Origin of the sequence: Roseovarius sp. CH_XMU1461, from assembly GCF_037027165.1 — a bacterium.
Lineage (GTDB): Bacteria > Pseudomonadota > Alphaproteobacteria > Rhodobacterales > Rhodobacteraceae > Roseovarius > Roseovarius nubinhibens.
Map to the genome: position 1 here is coordinate 734,657 of NZ_JAYMDV010000001.1, position 17,338 is coordinate 751,994.

Sequence of the window (17,338 nt, forward strand, 5' to 3'; positions counted from 1 at the left end):
GCGGCCATTTGCCCGCCCTGCGATGACGCCCCGCTATTCGCCGACTTCGAGCCGCAGTTCCGCCTGCCGACCGCTTTCCTCCCAGAGGAGATCGGCAATCGCGCTGTCGGGCCGATAGCCGGTGGGCGCCGCCGCGATCAGCTTGCGCAGCCGGGCCACGTCCTGCACCTTGCAAGCGCTCAGCAGATTGTCGAGCAAGGTCTCGAGCGCGTCCGGCCCAAGGCTCTGTTCGGTGGCGGTCAGGATGCGCGGATGATGGGTCGGCTGCGACGCCTCACCGATCAGCAGCTCTTCATAGAGCTTCTCACCCGGCCGCAGCCCGGTATAGGTGATCGCCACATCGCCCGTCTCCCCGTCGAGTGCCGCGCCATCCGGCCCGGTGTGATAGGGCTCGAGCCCGCAGAGCCGCACGATCCGCTCCGCCAAATCCGCGATGCGGATCGGCTCGCCCATGTCGAGCACGAAAACGTCGCCGCCCTTGGCCATGGCCCCAGCCTGAATCACCAACTGTGCCGCCTCGGGGATGGTCATGAAATAGCGGGTGATCTCGGGGTGGGTCACGGTGACCGGCCCGCCCGCCTCGACCTGCGCGCGGAACCGCGGAATGACCGACCCGGACGAGCCCAGCACATTGCCGAACCGCACCATCGAAAACACCGTGCCGGTGTTGCGCGCCGCGGCCGCCTGACAGACCAGCTCGGCCAGCCGCTTGGACGCGCCCATCACATTGGTCGGGCGCACCGCCTTGTCGGTGGAGATCAGGATAAAGGCCTCGACCCCAGCCGCAATGGCTTGATCCACAAGGGTTTTCGTCCCGAACACGTTGTTCCGCAGCCCCTCGACTACGTTATGCTCGACCATCGGCACGTGCTTATAGGCGGCCGCGTGATAGACGGTCTGCACACCAAACCGCTGCATCGCCGCCTCGACCCGACCCGGGTTCTGCACCGACCCGATCAGCGGCACCAGCCGGATGTTGCTGCCGCGCAGCTCAAGCTGTTCGCGCAGCTCCATATCGAGCGAATAGAGCGCCAGTTCCGACAGCTCCCACAGGATCAGCGTCTGCGGCTCATGATCGATGATCTGACGGCAAAGCTCGCTGCCGATAGAGCCGCCGGCCCCGGTGACCATCACCACCTTGCCGCGAATATTGGCCGCCATCAGCTCTGGCTCTGGCGGCACCGGATCACGGCCCAGCAGATCCTCAATCGCCACATCGCGCAGCTCGCTCACCCGCGCCCGACCGCTCACCAGATCGGCGACACCGGGGATGGTCTGCACCCGCACCGGCAGTTTCTCCACGCGGGTCATGATCGCCTGCCGCTGGCTGCGGCTCGCGCTCGGCATGGCGAGCAGGATGACATCGGCCCGGTAGAGCGTCAGCAGCGCCTCGATATGGTCGGGCGAATGCACCCGCAGTCCGCTGATATCCGCGCCTTGAAGCTCGGGAGCATCATCGACAAAGGCCACCGGCGTGTATTCTTCGCCCTCGTCAAGCGACCGCTGCAACTGGCGGCCCGAGGCCCCGGCGCCATAGATGATAACCTTGTGCTGATCCCGACCCGTGCGACCAAAGACCCGGCGCATCACCATCCGGATCCCGCCCAGCAGACAGGTCGCCAGCAGCGCATAAATCACCGGAACCGATCGCGGCACCGGCAGGTTGAGAAGCTGCGACACGAGAAACAGCGCCACCGCCGAAAACAGCACACCGATGGCCACGGTCTGCGCGGCGCGCAGCGAAATATAGCGAATCACCGCACGGTAGAACCCGAGGCGGATAAAGGTATAGAGACTGATGGGAAGCGTGACGGCCAGCGCGAGCCAGATAGACGGATCGGCCAGCGGCGCAAAGCTCTCAAGCCTGAGAACCATCGCTGCGGCAAAACTCACCATCATAATCGCAATGTCGGCAATGACTTGTACCAGACGCTTGCGCCCGCGATCCAACCCCAACAATCCAAGGGTCATACGCTCAATCATAATACCCAGACCTTTCTGGTAAAATACCGGTCTTATTCACCACCTACACGTGTATTGCAACCCTGTCCGGCACGCAAAACCCGCTGTTCGGGTCCCGACATGCCACCGAATGGTTACAATCCTATGTCACACAACCGCGACCCCGGGCATGAGTCAAGACAGAGACGCTGCAAGAGCCCCGTGCCGCCCAAACGAATTCGGCCAGTATTCGGCCATCAGAGATTAATATAGGGTTAACATCCGCGCAGTGATTGCTTTAGGTGAAATTTCGCCGGCCTCTCCCCTGATCGCCCGTCACAGGGTATATCGGCCCAGACCCCACGCGGCCGCAGGAGTTGCTTGATGCCAAGGACCACCGCCCCCGACCACACGACCGGCCCGGCCCCCGATTGCGATCTCTTCGTCATCGGCGGCGGCATCAATGGCTGCGGCATCGCCCGCGACGCCGCCGGACGTGGTCTGTCAGTGATGCTGGCCGAGCAGGGCGATCTGGCCCAGGCCACCTCTTCGGCCTCGTCCAAGCTCTTCCACGGCGGCCTGCGCTATCTCGAGTTTTTTGAATTCCGCCTCGTCCGCGAAGCCCTCGAAGAACGCGAGATCCTGCTGCGCGCCATGCCGCATATCAGCTGGCCGATGCGCTTCGTGCTGCCGCTGGACCGCGACATGCGCTTCGAGACCGGCACGCCCGCGTCGAACCTGCTGAGCCGCATCATGCCCTGGATGCGCGGCCGCCGACCGGCCTGGATGATCCGGCTCGGCCTCTTTCTCTATGACCATCTCGGCGGTCGCAAAATCCTGCCCGGCACCGCCCGGCTCGATCTGACCCGCGACCCTGCCGGCGCGCCGCTCGCCCCACGCTACCGCCGCGCCTTTGAATATTCCGACTGCTGGGTGCAGGATTCGCGTCTCGTCGCGCTCAACGCCCGCGATGCCGCCAGCCGCGGCGCGACGATCTTGCCCCGCACCCGGGTGATCGAGGCCCGCCGCGTGGGCGATCTGTGGCACCTCACCCTGACCGACCAACAGACCGGCACCACCCGTGAGGTCCACAGCCGCGTTCTCGTCAACGCGGGCGGGCCCTGGGTCGCCGACATCCTGCGCGATGTGGCGGGCCAGCAATCCAAGGAAACCGTGCGCCTCGTCCGGGGCAGCCATATCGTGACCCGCCGCCTCTTTGACCACGACCGCGCCTATTTCTTCCAGGGCCGCGATGGCCGCATCATCTTTGCCCTGCCCTACGAGCAGGAGTTCACCCTGATCGGCACCACCGATAAGGATCACCCCGCTCCCGACAGCCCGGCCCAGATCACCGAGGAAGAGACCGACTATCTCTGCGCCTTCGCCTCTGGATATTTCGCCAAACCGGTCACCCGCGACGACATCGTCTGGTCCTATTCCGGGGTCCGGCCGCTCTATGACGACGGGGCAAGCTCGGCCACCGCCGCCACCCGCGAATATGTGCTGAGCCTGAACGAGGACGGCCCCGCCCCCCTGCTCAATATCTTCGGCGGCAAGATCACCACCTATCGCCGCCTCGCCGAGGCCGCCATGGCGCGGCTCGCGCCCTTCTTTCCCGACATGGGCCCGAACTGGACGGCAGGCGTGCCGCTGCCCGGCGGCGATTTCCCGGTGGCCGAGGCTGCCGAGATACCCGACCGGCTGCGCGCCGATCACCCTTTCCTCAGCGCCCCCGAGGCACAGCGTCTCATCCGCGCCTATGGCACCGAGGCCTGGACGATCCTCGCCGGCGCCAAGGACCGCGCCGATCTGGGCCGCGATTTCGGTGCCGGGCTTTCGGAGGCAGAGCTGCGTTGGCTCATCCGCCATGAATGGGCCCGCACCGCCGAAGACGCGGTCTGGCGGCGCACGCGTCTGGGCCTCAAGCTGACCCCGGACCAGATCGCCGAGATCGACGCCGCCATGGCACAATGGACAAGCCCGGCCACCGCCGACTAGGCTAGCTTTCATGAGCCAGAGCCGCCGCCATATCCTCGCCATCGATCAGGGCACGACCTCGTCGCGGGCCATCGTCTTTGACGCAGGCCTGACCCCCGTGGCCAGCGCCCAAGAGGAATTTGCCCAGCATTTCCCCGCCTCGGGCTGGGTCGAACACGACCCCGAGGATCTGTGGCAAACGACGCTCGCGACCTGCCGCGCGGCGCTCGACCAATCCGGGCTCACGGCCGATCAGATCGCCGCCATCGGCATCACCAATCAGCGCGAAACCACGGTGATCTGGGACCGCGACACCGGCAAGCCGCTGGACCGCGCGATTGTCTGGCAGGACCGGCGCAGCGCCGCCATCTGCGCCACGCTGCGCGACGCCGGGCACGAACCGATGATCACCGCCCGCACCGGGCTTTTGCTCGATCCCTATTTCTCGGGGACCAAGGTGAAATGGCTGCTCGACCAGCACGAGGGCGCCCGCGACCGCGCCGCCCGGGGCGAGCTGCTCTTTGGCACGGTCGACTGCTATCTCATCTGGCGGCTGACCGGGGGCCGCACCCACGCGACCGACGCCACCAACGCCTCGCGCACCCTGCTTTATGACATCCACCAAGGCGACTGGTCCGACGAGATCTGCACCCTGCTCGACCTGCCCCGCGCCATGCTGCCCGAGGTCCGCGACTGTGCCAGCGATTTCGGCCAGACCGACCCCGCCCATTTCGGCGCAGCCATCCCCATCTGCGGCGTCGCCGGGGATCAGCAGGCCGCCACCATAGGACAGGCCTGTTTTGAGCCGGGGATGATGAAATCCACCTATGGCACCGGCTGCTTTGCCCTGCTCAACACCGGCAAGGACCCGGTCGCCTCGCAAAACCGCCTGCTCACCACGCTGGCCTATCAGCTGGACGGCACGCCGACCTATGCGCTCGAAGGGTCGATCTTTGTCGCGGGCGCGGTGGTGCAATGGCTGCGCGACGGGTTGGGCGTGCTGGAGACCGCCCAAGACAGTGCCAGCCTCGCCGCCCAGGCCGATCCCGAACAGGATGTGATCATCGTCCCCGCCTTCACCGGCTTTGGCGCGCCCTATTGGAATGCCGAGGCGCGCGGCGCGACATTCGGCCTGACCCGCGCCACCGGCCCGGCCGAGCTCGCCCGCGCGGCGCTGCAAAGCGTGGGCTACCAGACCCGCGATCTCTGGGAGGCGATGCGCGCCGATTGGGACGCGGGCGACAGCTGCGACGCCACGCTCCGCGTCGATGGCGGGATGAGCGCCTCCGACAGCGCCATGCAATTCCTCGCCGACATCATCGGCGCTCCGGTCGACCGGCCGCGCATCCTCGAGACCACGGCGCTCGGCGCGGCCTGGCTTGCCGGGCATCACATTAGCCTTTGCCCGGGACCCCAAGACTTTGCCCGCGACTGGGCGCTCGACAGACGCTTTGACCCCGCCATGCCCGAGGACGAACGCGCCCGCCGCTATGCCCGCTGGTCCCGCGCCGTGGCCGCCACCCTGTCGGTCTGATCCGGGCCACATCTCCCCCGATCACAGAGCGTTCACATTCCCGCGGAGCCGCTAGGCAAAGCCCGCCACCGCCGCCATCTTCGGATCAGCATCCAGAAGAGGAGACCTCGATGCCCATGATCCAGACCACCCGCCGCAGCCTGCTCACCGTCAGCGCCGCCGCCCTCGCCCTCGCCGCCCTGCCCCGCGTGGCGCTGGCCGCGACCGCGCCGATCTTTGCCGAAGGCGGCATCGCCATCAACGGCACCGATCCCGTGGCCTATTTCACCGAAAACCGCCCCGTCGCCGGCGACCCGCAGTTCAGCACCGACTACATGGGCGCGACCTGGTATTTCGCCTCGGCCGAAAACCTCGACCAATTCCGCAACGCCCCCGAGGAATTCGCCCCGCAATTCGGCGGCTATTGCGCCTATGCGGCCTCCAAAGGCTATATCGCGCCCACCGTCCCCGAGGCTTGGACCATCTACGAGGGCAAGCTCTATCTCAACGCCAACCTCCGCGCCCGCGAGCTCTGGCAACAGGACATCCCCGGCAATATCGCCCTGGCCCAGGACAATTGGCCCAACATCCTCAAGTAACCGGCATTCTTAAACGCAAAACGGGGCGCAGATCGCGCCCCGTTTCCGACTTACCTAAACCTTAGCCTCAGTTGCCGAGGATCCCCGGCAGGCGCAGACCATGCTCGCGCGCACACTCGAGCGCCTCGTCATAGCCCGCATCGGCATGACGCCACACGCCCGAGGCCGGATCGTTCCACAGCACCCGCTCGAGCCGCTTGGCGGCCTCCGGCGTGCCATCGGCACAGATCACCACACCAGCGTGCTGGCTGAACCCCATGCCGACGCCGCCACCGTGGTGCAGGCTGACCCAGGTCGCCCCCGACGCGGTGTTCACCAGCGCATTGAGCAACGGCCAGTCGCTTACCGCGTCCGAGCCGTCCATCATCGCTTCCGTCTCGCGGTTGGGCGAGGCGACCGACCCGCTGTCGAGATGGTCGCGCCCGATCACCACCGGCGCCTTGAGCTCACCGCTCGCCACCATTTCGTTAAAGGCGAGACCCGCGCGATGCCGATCGCCCAGCCCGATCCAGCAGATCCGCGCCGGCAGGCCCTGGAACGCGATCCGCTCCTGCGCCATGTCGAGCCAATTGTGCAGATGGGTGTTCTCCGGGAAGAGCTCCTTCATCTTGGCATCGGTCTTGCGGATATCCTCCGGATCACCCGACAGCGCCGCCCAGCGGAACGGCCCCACACCCCGGCAGAACAGCGGCCGGATATAGGCCGGCACGAACCCGGGGAAGGCAAAGGCATCCTCGAGCCCCTCTTCGAGGGCCATCTGACGGATGTTGTTGCCATAATCGACGGTCGGCACGCCATCCTTGTGAAAGGCCACCATCGCCGCCACATGGGTTTTCATGCTGGCCCGCGCGGCCTTTTCGACTTCCTTCGGGGCGCTCTCGCGCTTTTCCTTCCACTCCGCCATGGTCCAGCCCTGCGGCAGATAGCCATTGACCGGATCATGCGCCGAAGTCTGATCGGTCACGATATCGGGACGCACGCCGCGCTTGTGGATCTCGGGGAAAATATCCGCCGCATTGCCCAGGAGCGCCACGGATTTCGCCTCGCCCGCCTCGGTCCAACGCGCGATCATCTCGAGCGCCTCATCGAGGCTGTCGGTCTTCTCGTCCACATAGCGCGTGCGCAGACGGAAATCGATGCTGTCGGGGTTGCACTCCACCGCCAGACAGCAGGCCCCCGCCATCACCGCAGCCAGAGGCTGCGCGCCGCCCATGCCGCCCAGACCCCCGGTGAGGATCCACTTGCCGGTGAGACTTCCGTCGTAATGCTGACGCCCGGCCTCGGCAAAGGTCTCATAGGTGCCCTGCACGATGCCCTGACTGCCGATGTAGATCCACGACCCGGCGGTCATCTGGCCGTACATCATCAGGCCTTTCTTATCGAGCTCGTTGAAATGATCCCAATTCGCCCAATGCGGCACCAGGTTCGAGTTGGCGATGAGAACCCGCGGCGCATCGGCATGGGTGCGCACGATGGCCACCGGCTTGCCCGATTGCACGACGAGGGTCTCATCCGCCTCCAGCGACTTGAGGCTGTCGACGATCAGATCGAAATCCTTCCAGGTCCGCGCCGCCCGGCCAATGCCGCCGTAAACGACGAGCTCATGCGGGTTCTCGGCCACATCGGGATGCAGGTTGTTCATCATCATCCGCATCGCCGCCTCGGTGAGCCAGCTCTTGGCGGTGATCTCGGTCCCGGTCGCGGGATAGATGTCACGGGTGTTCTTGCGGGGATCAGTCATTGTCAGTCTCCGTAGGTCAGATGGCGGTCAGGCGTCGAGCAGCGGCAGCTCGACGCCGCAGGCACGGACGAGCTCCGCCTCGGCGACAAGCCGGGACGCGGTTTCAAGATCGGGCGCGAGGTAACGGTCCTCGGCCAAGGTCGGGATGGTGTCACGCAGCCGCGCGAGAACCTTCTGCAGCGGCACGCTCGTCTCCAAAGGCGCGCGGAACTCGATGCCCTGCGCCGCGCAAAGAACCTCGACCCCAAGAATGCGCTGCAGGTTCTGCGCCATCCGCGTCAGGCGCCGCGCGCCATGGGCCGCCATGCTGACATGGTCCTCTTGGTTGGCGCTGGTCGGCGTGCTGTCGGTGACGCAAGGATTGGCCAGATGCTTGTTCTCGCTCATCAGCGCGGCGGTCGTCACCTCGGCAATCATAAAGCCCGAGTTGAGCCCCGGATCGGGCGTCAGGAACGGCGGCAGATCATGGCTCAGCGTCGGATCGACCATGAGCGCAATGCGCCGCTGCGAAATCGCCCCGATCTCCGACAGCGCGAGCGCGATCATATCGGCGGCAAAGCCCACCGGCTCGGCATGGAAATTGCCACCCGACACGATGAGATCGGCATCGCGCAGCACCAGCGGGTTGTCGGTCGCCGCATTGGCCTCGGTCACGAGGGTCTGCGCCGCCTGACGCAACACATCCATCGCCGCCCCGGTCACCTGCGGCTGACAGCGGATGCAATAGGGGTCCTGCACCCGCGCATCATCCTCGCGGTGGCTCTCGCGGATCACCGACCCGTCGAGCACCCGGCTCATCGCCTCGGCCGCCTCGATCTGGCCGCGATGGCCGCGCAGGCTGTGGATTTCCGGCTGCAAGGGCGCGGTCGAGCCCATGATCGCATCCGTCGACATGGCCGAAATGAGCAGCGCATTCTGCGCCGCCCGCCACGCCTCAAAGAGCCCCGCCAGAGCGAAGGCCGTGGAAAACTGCGTCCCGTTGATGAGCGCCAGACCCTCCTTGGCGCCAAGCTCGACCGGGACCAGCCCCGCCGCCGCCAGCGCCTCGGCACCCGGCATCACCCGGCCCTCGTATTCGGCCTCGCCCGCGCCCATCATCACCGCCGCCATATGCGCCAGCGGGGCCAGATCACCCGACGCACCGACCGAGCCTTGCGCCGGGATCACCGGCGTCACGCCGCGCGCCAGCATCTCTTCGAGCAGGTCGATCAGCTCGCCCCGCACCCCCGACGCACCACGCCCAAGGCTCAGCAGCTTGAGCGCCATCATCAGCCGCGCCATGCGCACCGGCACCGGCTCGCCCACGCCACAGCAATGGCTGAGGATCAGGTTGCGCTGCAATGTCGCCGTATCCTTGGGCGCGATCTTGACCGAGGCCAGCTTGCCAAAGCCGGTGTTGACCCCGTAAACCGCCTCATTGCCCGCCGCCGCCCGGGCAATCCGCCGCGCCGCCTCTTCGATATCGGGCCGGCACGCCGGGTCGAGCCGCAGCCCCGCGCCCTCCCAATAGAGCGCCGCCAGATCGTCGAGCCGGGCCGCGCCCGGCATCACCACCAGTTCCGTCATATCTGACCTCCGAAAATCCGTTTGTAGAGCGGGTTGAACCCGATGCGATAGGCAAGCTCCGCCGGCTCCACCACGTCCCAGACCGCAAGGTCCGCCCGCTGCCCCGCCGCGATCTGCCCGCGATCCTTGAGGCCGAGCGCCGCCGCCCCCTCGCGGGTCACCCCCGCGAGCGCCTCTTCCGGCGTCATGCGAAACAGGGTGCAGCCCATGTTCATCGTCAGCAACAACGATGTGAGCGGCGACGAGCCCGGGTTGCAATCGCTGGCAAGCGCCATCGGCACGCCCGCCCGGCGCAGCGCCGCCACCGGCGGCATCTGCGTCTCACGCAGCGTATAGAACGCGCCCGGCAGCAGCACCGCAACAGTGCCCGCCCCGGCCATGGCATCGACCCCCGCCTGATCGAGATATTCGATATGATCCGCCGAGAGCGCGCCATATTGCGCCGCCAGTTGCGCCCCGCCGAGATTGCTCAGCTGCTCGGCATGGAGCTTGACCGGCAGCCCAAGCTCGCGCGCCACGTCAAACACCCGCGCGATCTGGTCGGGCGCAAAGGCGATGCCTTCACAGAACCCGTCCACCGCATCGACAAGCCCCTCGGCATTGGCCGCCCGCAGCGCCGGGATGCAGACCGTATCGATATAGCCATCCGCGTCACCCTTGTGGCTCTCAGGCACCGCATGGGCCCCAAGGAACGTCGTCACAACGGTGAGCGGCCGCAGCTCGCCAATCCGCCGCGCCACCCGCAGCATCCGCAGCTCGGTTTCCTGGTCGAGCCCATAGCCCGACTTGATCTCCAGCGTCGTCACCCCTTCGGAGAGGAGCGCATCGACACGCCCCAGCGCATCGGCCAGCAGCGCCTCTTCCGAGGCCTCGCGCGTCGCCCGCACCGTCGACACGATGCCACCGCCGGCCCGCGCCACCTCTTCATAGCTCGCGCCATTGAGCCGCATCTCGAACTCGCGCGCCCGGTTGCCGCCAAAGACCACATGGCTGTGACAATCCACCAGCCCCGGCGTCACCAACCGCCCGCCAAGCCGCGTCTCGGCCCAGCCCGCATAGCGCTCGGGCAGATCGCCCCGCGCCCCGGCCCAGACGATCTCGGTGCCCTCGATGGCAATCGCGCCCTCGGGGATCAGCCCATAGGCCCCCGCGCCCGCCAAGGTGGCGAGCTTCAGCTCGGTGAGAATGTGATTGCCCATGACATGCTCCGCGTTGTGGTGATCTGAGGTGACTCGTCTCTTCGCCAGAAGTTCTACCCGGTTTTTTCATTATGTCCATACATAATAATGCGAGTGGCAGCCATAATCCGCATTTTCGCCGCGGCCCGGGTGCCGAGCCCCCGCAATCCGCTTGCCCTCCGCCCCACCGCGCCCTATGGATCGCTACGTTATATCATAACTATTTTTGGAGACCCCATGCCCCGCACATCCCCCCTCACCGCTCTCACGCTGGCCGCAGCACTTGCCCTCTCAACCACCCCAGCGCTCGCCGGCTCCAAATCCTCGGATCACGGCCACAGTCATTCCCATGACGATCACGCCCATGACCACAGCCAGGACGACAAGGCCGAGGCGATCTATAAGGGCTATTTCGACGACGCCGACATCGCGCCCCGCCCGCTCTCTGACTGGCACGGCGAGTGGCAATCGCTTTACCCCTATCTGCAGGATGGCACGCTCGACCCGGTGATGGCCCACAAGGCCGAGAGCGGCGACAAATCCGCCGCCGATTACCGCACCTATTACGACACCGGCTACGCCACCGATGTCGACCGGATCACCATCGCGGGCGACACCGTGACCTTCACCAGCGTCAGCGCGACCCTCACCGGCACCTATGCCAGCGACGGCTACGAAATCCTGACCTATGCCAAGGGCAACCGCGGCGTCCGCTACATCTTTGCCAAGACCGATGGCGACGCCGACGCGCCCGCCTATATCCAGTTCAGCGACCACCGCATCGCGCCCGAGCCCGCCGATCACTATCACCTCTACTGGGGCAATGACCGCGCGGCCCTGCTCGACGAAGTGACCAACTGGCCGACCTACTACCCCGCCGCCCTCACCGGCGCCGCCATCGTGGCCGAAATGCTCGCCCACTGAGCCCCCGCGCGGGCCAGCCCGGCCCGCCCCCCCCTGCGCCCCTTGCGCCTCCCTCTGGCCCGCGCCTGCCCCAAACTTGACAAACACACCGGCAAAAGCGTCGAATGCCCTCATTAGGTTAAAGAATTGGCCGCGTGCTTTTTCAGGCCATTGAGTTTTCAATGGAGCATTGACCCGTGGATATATTTTTCTACTGTCTCACAATCGCCGCGATCTTCGCCTTCGGCAAACGCGGCCGACGCAGACGGCACCGCCCGCCACCCCGCGCCACACGACCCGAGCGGTCCCGCTCCCCCAGACCACCCAGAGCCCCCCGGGCACCGCGCGCCCCCAGACCGGCCGAACCGCCCCCCTTCGACGCCACCACCGCCGCCCCCACGCCGCAACTCACCTGCCTCACCGGCCCCGCCCGCATCATCGACGGCGATTCCATCGTCATCCGCAAAACCCAGATCCGCCTCTTCGGCATCGACGCCCCCGAGATCAATCACCCCTACGGGCAAACGGCCAAATGGGCGCTCATTCGCCTCTGCAAAGGCCAGGCCATCCGCGCCGAAATCCTCGAGACCGACACCCACGGCCGCACCGTCGCCAAATGCTACCTCGAAGACGGCCGCGACCTCTCCTGCGAAATGGTGAAACTGGGACTGGCCATCGACTGGCCCAAATTCTCCGGCGGCACATACCGCCACCTCGAACCCCCCGACGCCCGAAAAAAGATGTGGCTCGCCGACGCCCGCCAAAAAGGCCACATGCATGTCTGGGCCAAATTCGAGGCCCGGAAAGACCAATCATCCTGAAGCGCAGCAACTGCGAGTCTAGGCAATCAGCAAGGGAGGCGCAGTCCGGCTCCCTTCTTCGACCACAGCAAAGGGGGCCAACATTTTAGAAGCTACCCCACTTCTCATTTCTTTGGTCTTTATCATCTGGCTCGCAATCTTCCTGCCCGCCAGCATGGCCCGCACCCGCGGACGCAGCGCTGTCCTCTGGGTGCTGGTGTCCCTGTTCCTCAGCCCGCTGCTCGCGATCCTGCTTCTGCTCGTGCTGGGAGATGTCCGAGACTGAGGGAGCACAGGCTAGATCGCCAACCCGCTCGCCCCCCTCTCCAGACCGGTACACAATCCAAACGCCCAGACACACGCCCACGCGTCAAAATCACCTTAGTGCTTGGAGGGGAACCAGTGGAGGCGAGTACCGGAATCGAACCGGTGTACACGGATTTGCAATCCAGAAAGAGCGCAAGCGAAAACAACGGCTTAAGGGTGCAAAACACCCCCTGACAAAAAGTGAACAAAAAGCGAAAGTTTCAACGCTTATTGCGCGCCAGAATGCTCACAAAAACGCTTCTAACCTTGAGGCATTGCAATGAGCTGGCGCATCGCAAATGAATGTGCCGAGCGCCGTTTTGGCAGCGCTGCACGCAAGCAGATCATTATGTTCTTGGCCGACAAGGCGAGCGATGATGGTTCGGGCATCTGGTGCTCCAAGGGCACGATCCAGCGCCACACAGAGCTCAGCGAGAGCACGGTCAAGCGCACCATCATCGACTTCCTGCGCGAAGGCATTCTGATCGAGACGGGGCGGCGGCACTGCAAGAACGGCTACACCGTCATTTACCGCATCGTTCTGGAGCGTGTGGCCGCGCTCGAACCCACGGCTGAGCCCGAGATTGAGACGGGGGTCACTGTGAACCCCGTCCAGCCTGAACCCGGTACGGGGTCCACGGTGAACGGGGTACGGGGTTCACGGTGGACCCCAAACCATCCTAAAACCATCCATAAACCACCTACGCGCAGGCGCGAGGCGGCGGAGGAGGTTGAAGATCTTGAAGCTGAGAAGATCTTAGCTGCCTATCCCGAAGACAGGATCCGAGACCGGCGGACCAGTCTGCGTTTGATCGCAGCAGCTGTTAAGGCCGGAGTGAAGCCCGACGATCTGAAGCAAGCGGTCAAAGCCTATGCCAAGGAAAGCGAGGGCTACACGCGCAGCAAGGTCTGCTTCTCAGACAACTGGTTCAAGATGCGACGTTGGGAGAAGGGGCTTGCCCAGGTACAGGCGGACCGAGAGAAAGCGCGAGAGGCCGAAGCCAAGGGGCGTGCTAGCCTCGCCGAGTGGATCCATGAGCGCCATCCCTTGTGCCGCCACATCACCAATCGGCAGATCGAAGATTTGATTGCGTCAAGACTGGTGACGCCCGAACAGGTGCGCGCTGCGGGGCTGCAGGTGTGAGTGCGGCTCGCATGTTACGCTGTGGCGTAAAGTTTAGATTTTTGCGTTGCGACGTAATTTACTTTGATTTACGCTGTGCCGTAAAAGGAGCCACATCATGGACCTCACGGCACGAACGGCCGAGCAGATCGGCGAGGCACTCCGGCGGACGCGCAAAGCGCGCGGCTGGACCCAAAGTGATATCAGCGCGCGCACGAATTTGCGCGTCGCGACGATTTCGTCGCTCGAGAATGGCGACGCGGGAACCAAGCTCGCCACTGTGCTCGCTGTCATGGCGGCTCTTGGGCTTGAGTTCCGATTGGTGGAGCGCGGTGGCTCGCTTGAAATCGAGGATATCTTCTGATGGCGAAACGCGGGCGTAGCGGCACTATGCAGGTGCTTCTGAATGGAAGGCTGGTGGGGGCTTTGCGCCTCGCAGGCTCGGGCGCGATCAGCTTTACCTATGACCCGGACTGGCTGTCGTGGGAACACGCCATGCCCATCTCTCTGTCCCTGCCTTTGCGCGAAGAGGCGCACCAAGGTGGCCCTGTCATTGCCTACCTGGAAAACCTGTTGCCCGACAATCAGGCGATACGTGAACGTGTCGCCGCTCGGGTGCGCGCTGGAGGTACAGACGCATGGCACATGCTGGAGAAGATCGGGCGCGATTGCGTAGGTGCCTTGCAGTTTGTTTCGGGTGAGATCCCCGAAGTTGGCGCGCTCGAGGGCGAGCCCGTGTCTGAGGCGCAGATAGCGGATATGCTGCGCAACCTTGCAAGTGCTCCGCTTGGCTTGGACGAGGAAGACGACTTCCGCATTTCCATTGCAGGGGCACAGGAGAAAACGGCGCTGCTGCGCCATGAGGGCGCATGGATCCGTCCATCGGGGCTTACCCCAACGACCCATATCCTCAAGACTCAGCTGGGTGTTTTGCCCGCAGGGATTGATCTATCCGACAGCGTTGAAAACGAGTATTTCTGCATGAACTTTTGCCGTGCCATGGGCATGGATGTCGCGGAAATCGAGATTGCCGACTTCGAAGACGTACGAAGCCTTATCGTAACGCGGTTCGATCGGCGCTGGACCAAGGATGGCCGATTGATCCGCCTCCCGCAGGAAGACTTTTGTCAGGCGCTCTCGGTCCCACCCAGTCAAAAATACCAAATGGATGGCGGGCCAGGGATCACCGAAGGGGTTGGGTTGCTGAAGGGCAGTGATGACCCCGAGGCGGATCAGCGCGCCTTCTTCCGCGCACAGGTGCTGTTTTGGCTCCTGGGAGCGACGGACGGGCACGCCAAGAATTTCAGCATCGCATTGCGCCCTGGCGGGTTCCGTATGACCCCACTCTACGATGTGCTGAGCGCTCAGAAAGCCGTGGATGACGGTCAAATCCGCCAGAACCGGATGCGCCTCGCGATGGCCGTCGACGGGCACTATCGGATCAATGAGGTGGTGCCTCGCCATTTCCTGCAGGCTGCAAAGGCGGCTGGTTTTGGTGTGGCGCTGGCGGAAGAGGTCTTGTCGGAGATCGCGAAGGAGCTTGAACCCGCCTTGGACAAGACACTTGCAGACTTGCCGGATGGGTTCCCGCAGCCATTGGCCGAAGCCATTGTTGCTGGCGCACGACGTCGCTCAGCTGCCTTTGATGCCGTATGATCTGCAGGTCATATTTCCGCTTTATGATCGGTAGATCATTTTTAGTGGCAGGCCGCGTTCTTGCAGCAGCACGTATTAAGGTTCGGAGAACGCCGCGAGTGTTCGGTCGCAGAGGCCTCACATCTATTCAATGTCGCGGATTTCGATGGGATGGGCGGCAATGCAGTCATTAAGAATGTTTGCAGCGAATGACTGCCTCGAGCCCAAAGTCACGAATGCTGCGGCAAGCACAGACGGCGGCTATCCGAATTAAACTACGCTTTGATTTCAGCCCTCATACACTCCACAAAAGCCTTTACTCGTGGTTTTCGGAAAGCGGATGGTAGCTGTACACTCTGGATTGGAAGTGTGCGGGAGCGAAACTCTGGAAACAGCTGTACTAGACGCCCGGTTTCAAGATCGTCGCCTAAAAACACGTCGGGGCAGATGAAGATGCCTCGCCCCGCTCGTGTGGGTGCCAGACAAGCAGGCGGGCTGTTCGCCAAGAATGGGCCTGAGACCGGTACTTGGATTGTTTGTCCCTCGATCTGGAATGGCCAGCGGTTTGGGTCAGGGTTGTTGGCGTCACGAATGCAGGTGTGATCGGATAGTTCGGCGGGATGCGCAGGCGTACCATGCTTTTCGATATAGGATGGCGCGGCGACGACCTTCATATGCGTCTCGCCCAGTTTGCGTACAATGAGGCTTGAGTCGCTGAGGTTGCCAATCCTGATTGCAATATCGAAACCACCCTTTGCCAAATCGACGTAGTGATCAGACAAATCCAGTTCGACGGTGACATTGGGATGCTGTTCAACAAATCGGTTGGCGGCGTTTGCAACTGCCGTATCGCCATATGTAATGGGTGCTGCCACACGGACGATGCCCTTCAGACCTTCTGATGTATCAAACTCGGCCTCCAACTGCTCCAGTTCGGCCAGCACCCGTCGTGCACCCTCCAGATACCTTTCACCTTCATGAGACAGCGACATTGAACGGGTAGTGCGGTGCAGAAGCGTCATTCCAAGCTGGGTTTCAAGCTGCGCGACCCGTTTGCTGACCAACTTGTTCGATATCCCCAAACGCTGGCCCGCAGCAGCAAATGATCCGCTTTCCACAACCGCGACGAAGCTTTGCATCCCATCAATCCGGTCCACGTTATTGTCTCCATTCATGCGATATACATTCCCATTTATCGCCATTTCTCGGAGAAATTACTATGACTATGTTCCCTGCAAGTTCAAATGCAGGAGACAAGTTCATGGCAACTTCAGACGCCCCCATCTCAATCGGTCAAGTCGCTTTGACCGTGCGTGATCTCGACAAGACCGCTAACTTTTACGAAGACGTAATCGGCCTTGGCTTGATCGAGCGTAGCGGTGAAAGCGCTCTGCTGGGTACAGACGGCACCGCTTTGATCGAACTGCGGCAGGACCGCAAAGCCAAACCCTTCCCCAGAGAAGCTGGTCTGTTCCACACCGCTTTTTTGCTGCCGTCCCGACGGGACCTCGGTGCTTGGCTGACCTATGCAGAAGAGAGAGGCGTTCGTCTCGATGGTGCCTCGCACCATGGGGTCAGCGAGGCATTGTATCTGAACGATCCGGAAGGGAACGGCATTGAAATCTATCGTGACCTACCCCGCGAAACATGGAAGCGCAGTGGGGATAATGTGCAAATGACAACACGACCGCTCGACATGAAATCACTCACAGAAGATGCCGCACAATGGCAAGGTGCACCGCAAGGCACCGTCATTGGGCACGTACATTTGCGCGTTGGCGATGTGGATCGTGCTGCTTCGTTTATCACAGATCAACTCGGCATGGTGCAGACCTTCCAACTGCCATCTGCACGCTGGTTCGGTTCTGGGGGCTACCACCACCACCTTGCCGCCAATGAATGGCAATCCAGGGGAGCGGAAACTCGCTCGAACGGAGCAACCGGCCTTGCAGGTGTCGAGCTTCTGGCCGAACCCGAAAGCCTCAATCCAGGCCACCTCGTCGATCCATGGGGCATAGAATTCAAGATCACTGCGGCGCAAGCCCGCGCCGCATGA

14 protein-coding genes are annotated in these 17,338 nt (G+C 63.7%); 9 read left to right on the plus strand and 5 right to left on the minus strand.

The features are described 5' to 3' along the window. Window positions 1-33 precede the first annotated feature (33 nt). Complete coding sequence (locus WA237_RS03520) at window positions 34-1,983, minus strand: polysaccharide biosynthesis protein (RefSeq protein ID WP_336096698.1); 1,950 nt, start codon at window positions 1,981-1,983, stop codon at window positions 34-36. Between the two features lie 342 nt (window positions 1,984-2,325). Here WA237_RS03520 and glpD point away from each other — a divergent pair, with 342 nt between their 5' ends. From glpD to WA237_RS03535, 3 genes are all read left to right on the plus strand, one after another. Next, the gene (glpD, locus tag WA237_RS03525; protein WP_336096699.1) at window positions 2,326-3,939 is read left to right on the plus strand and encodes a glycerol-3-phosphate dehydrogenase; all 1,614 of its coding nucleotides are present in this window, start codon (window positions 2,326-2,328) and stop codon (window positions 3,937-3,939) included. A 10-nt stretch (window positions 3,940-3,949) separates the two neighbouring features. Continuing rightward, a complete protein-coding gene (glpK, locus tag WA237_RS03530) occupies window positions 3,950-5,452 on the plus strand; it encodes a glycerol kinase GlpK (protein ID WP_336096700.1) in 1,503 nt (500 codons plus the stop codon). A 110-nt stretch (window positions 5,453-5,562) separates the two neighbouring features. After that, window positions 5,563-6,030 (plus strand): YHS domain-containing (seleno)protein, encoded by a 468-nt coding sequence (locus WA237_RS03535; RefSeq protein WP_336096701.1) that lies wholly within the window; start codon window positions 5,563-5,565, stop codon window positions 6,028-6,030. 67 nt (window positions 6,031-6,097) lie between these two features. On the opposite strand, the gene hutU is transcribed toward WA237_RS03535, so the two are convergent. Genes hutU through hutI form a run of 3 tightly spaced genes read right to left on the minus strand, consistent with a single transcriptional unit; the run spans window position 6,098 to window position 10,536 of the window. Continuing rightward, window positions 6,098-7,771: a urocanate hydratase gene (gene hutU, locus WA237_RS03540; RefSeq protein WP_336096702.1), complete on the minus strand. Its 1,674-nt coding sequence runs from the start codon at window positions 7,769-7,771 to the stop codon at window positions 6,098-6,100. 27 nt (window positions 7,772-7,798) lie between these two features. Then, entirely contained in the window at window positions 7,799-9,337 is a 1,539-nt protein-coding gene (gene hutH, locus WA237_RS03545; protein ID WP_336096703.1) for a histidine ammonia-lyase, read from the minus strand. After that, window positions 9,334-10,536, minus strand: coding sequence for an imidazolonepropionase (gene hutI, locus WA237_RS03550; protein WP_336096704.1), 1,203 nt, complete (start codon window positions 10,534-10,536; stop codon window positions 9,334-9,336). Before hutI ends, hutH begins: the two co-directional genes overlap by 4 nt. Before the next feature lie 216 nt (window positions 10,537-10,752). On the opposite strand from hutI, the gene WA237_RS03555 reads away from it, so the two are divergent. The 5 genes from WA237_RS03555 to WA237_RS03575 all read left to right on the plus strand — a co-directional run bounded on the left by WA237_RS03555 (window position 10,753) and on the right by WA237_RS03575 (window position 15,303). Continuing rightward, entirely contained in the window at window positions 10,753-11,439 is a 687-nt protein-coding gene (locus WA237_RS03555; protein WP_336096705.1) for a ZinT family metal-binding protein, read from the plus strand. A gap of 176 nt (window positions 11,440-11,615) precedes the next feature. Then, on the plus strand, window positions 11,616-12,239 hold the full coding sequence (locus WA237_RS03560) for a thermonuclease family protein (RefSeq protein WP_336096706.1): 624 nt from the start codon (window positions 11,616-11,618) through the stop codon (window positions 12,237-12,239). 565 nt (window positions 12,240-12,804) lie between these two features. Further along, window positions 12,805-13,668: a hypothetical protein gene (locus tag WA237_RS03565; protein WP_336096707.1), complete on the plus strand. Its 864-nt coding sequence runs from the start codon at window positions 12,805-12,807 to the stop codon at window positions 13,666-13,668. A gap of 97 nt (window positions 13,669-13,765) precedes the next feature. After that, the gene (locus WA237_RS03570) at window positions 13,766-14,011 is read left to right on the plus strand and encodes a helix-turn-helix domain-containing protein (RefSeq protein ID WP_036560649.1); all 246 of its coding nucleotides are present in this window, start codon (window positions 13,766-13,768) and stop codon (window positions 14,009-14,011) included. Then, window positions 14,011-15,303, plus strand: a complete 1,293-nt coding sequence (locus tag WA237_RS03575; protein ID WP_336096708.1) for a type II toxin-antitoxin system HipA family toxin — start codon at window positions 14,011-14,013, stop codon at window positions 15,301-15,303. Before WA237_RS03570 ends, WA237_RS03575 begins: the two co-directional genes overlap by 1 nt. A gap of 254 nt (window positions 15,304-15,557) precedes the next feature. On the opposite strand, the gene WA237_RS03580 is transcribed toward WA237_RS03575, so the two are convergent. After that, a complete protein-coding gene (locus WA237_RS03580; RefSeq protein ID WP_336096709.1) occupies window positions 15,558-16,439 on the minus strand; it encodes a LysR family transcriptional regulator in 882 nt (293 codons plus the stop codon). Between the two features lie 104 nt (window positions 16,440-16,543). Between WA237_RS03580 and WA237_RS03585 the strand changes: the two genes are divergently transcribed. After that, window positions 16,544-17,338, plus strand: coding sequence for a VOC family protein (locus WA237_RS03585; RefSeq protein WP_336096710.1), 795 nt, complete (start codon window positions 16,544-16,546; stop codon window positions 17,336-17,338).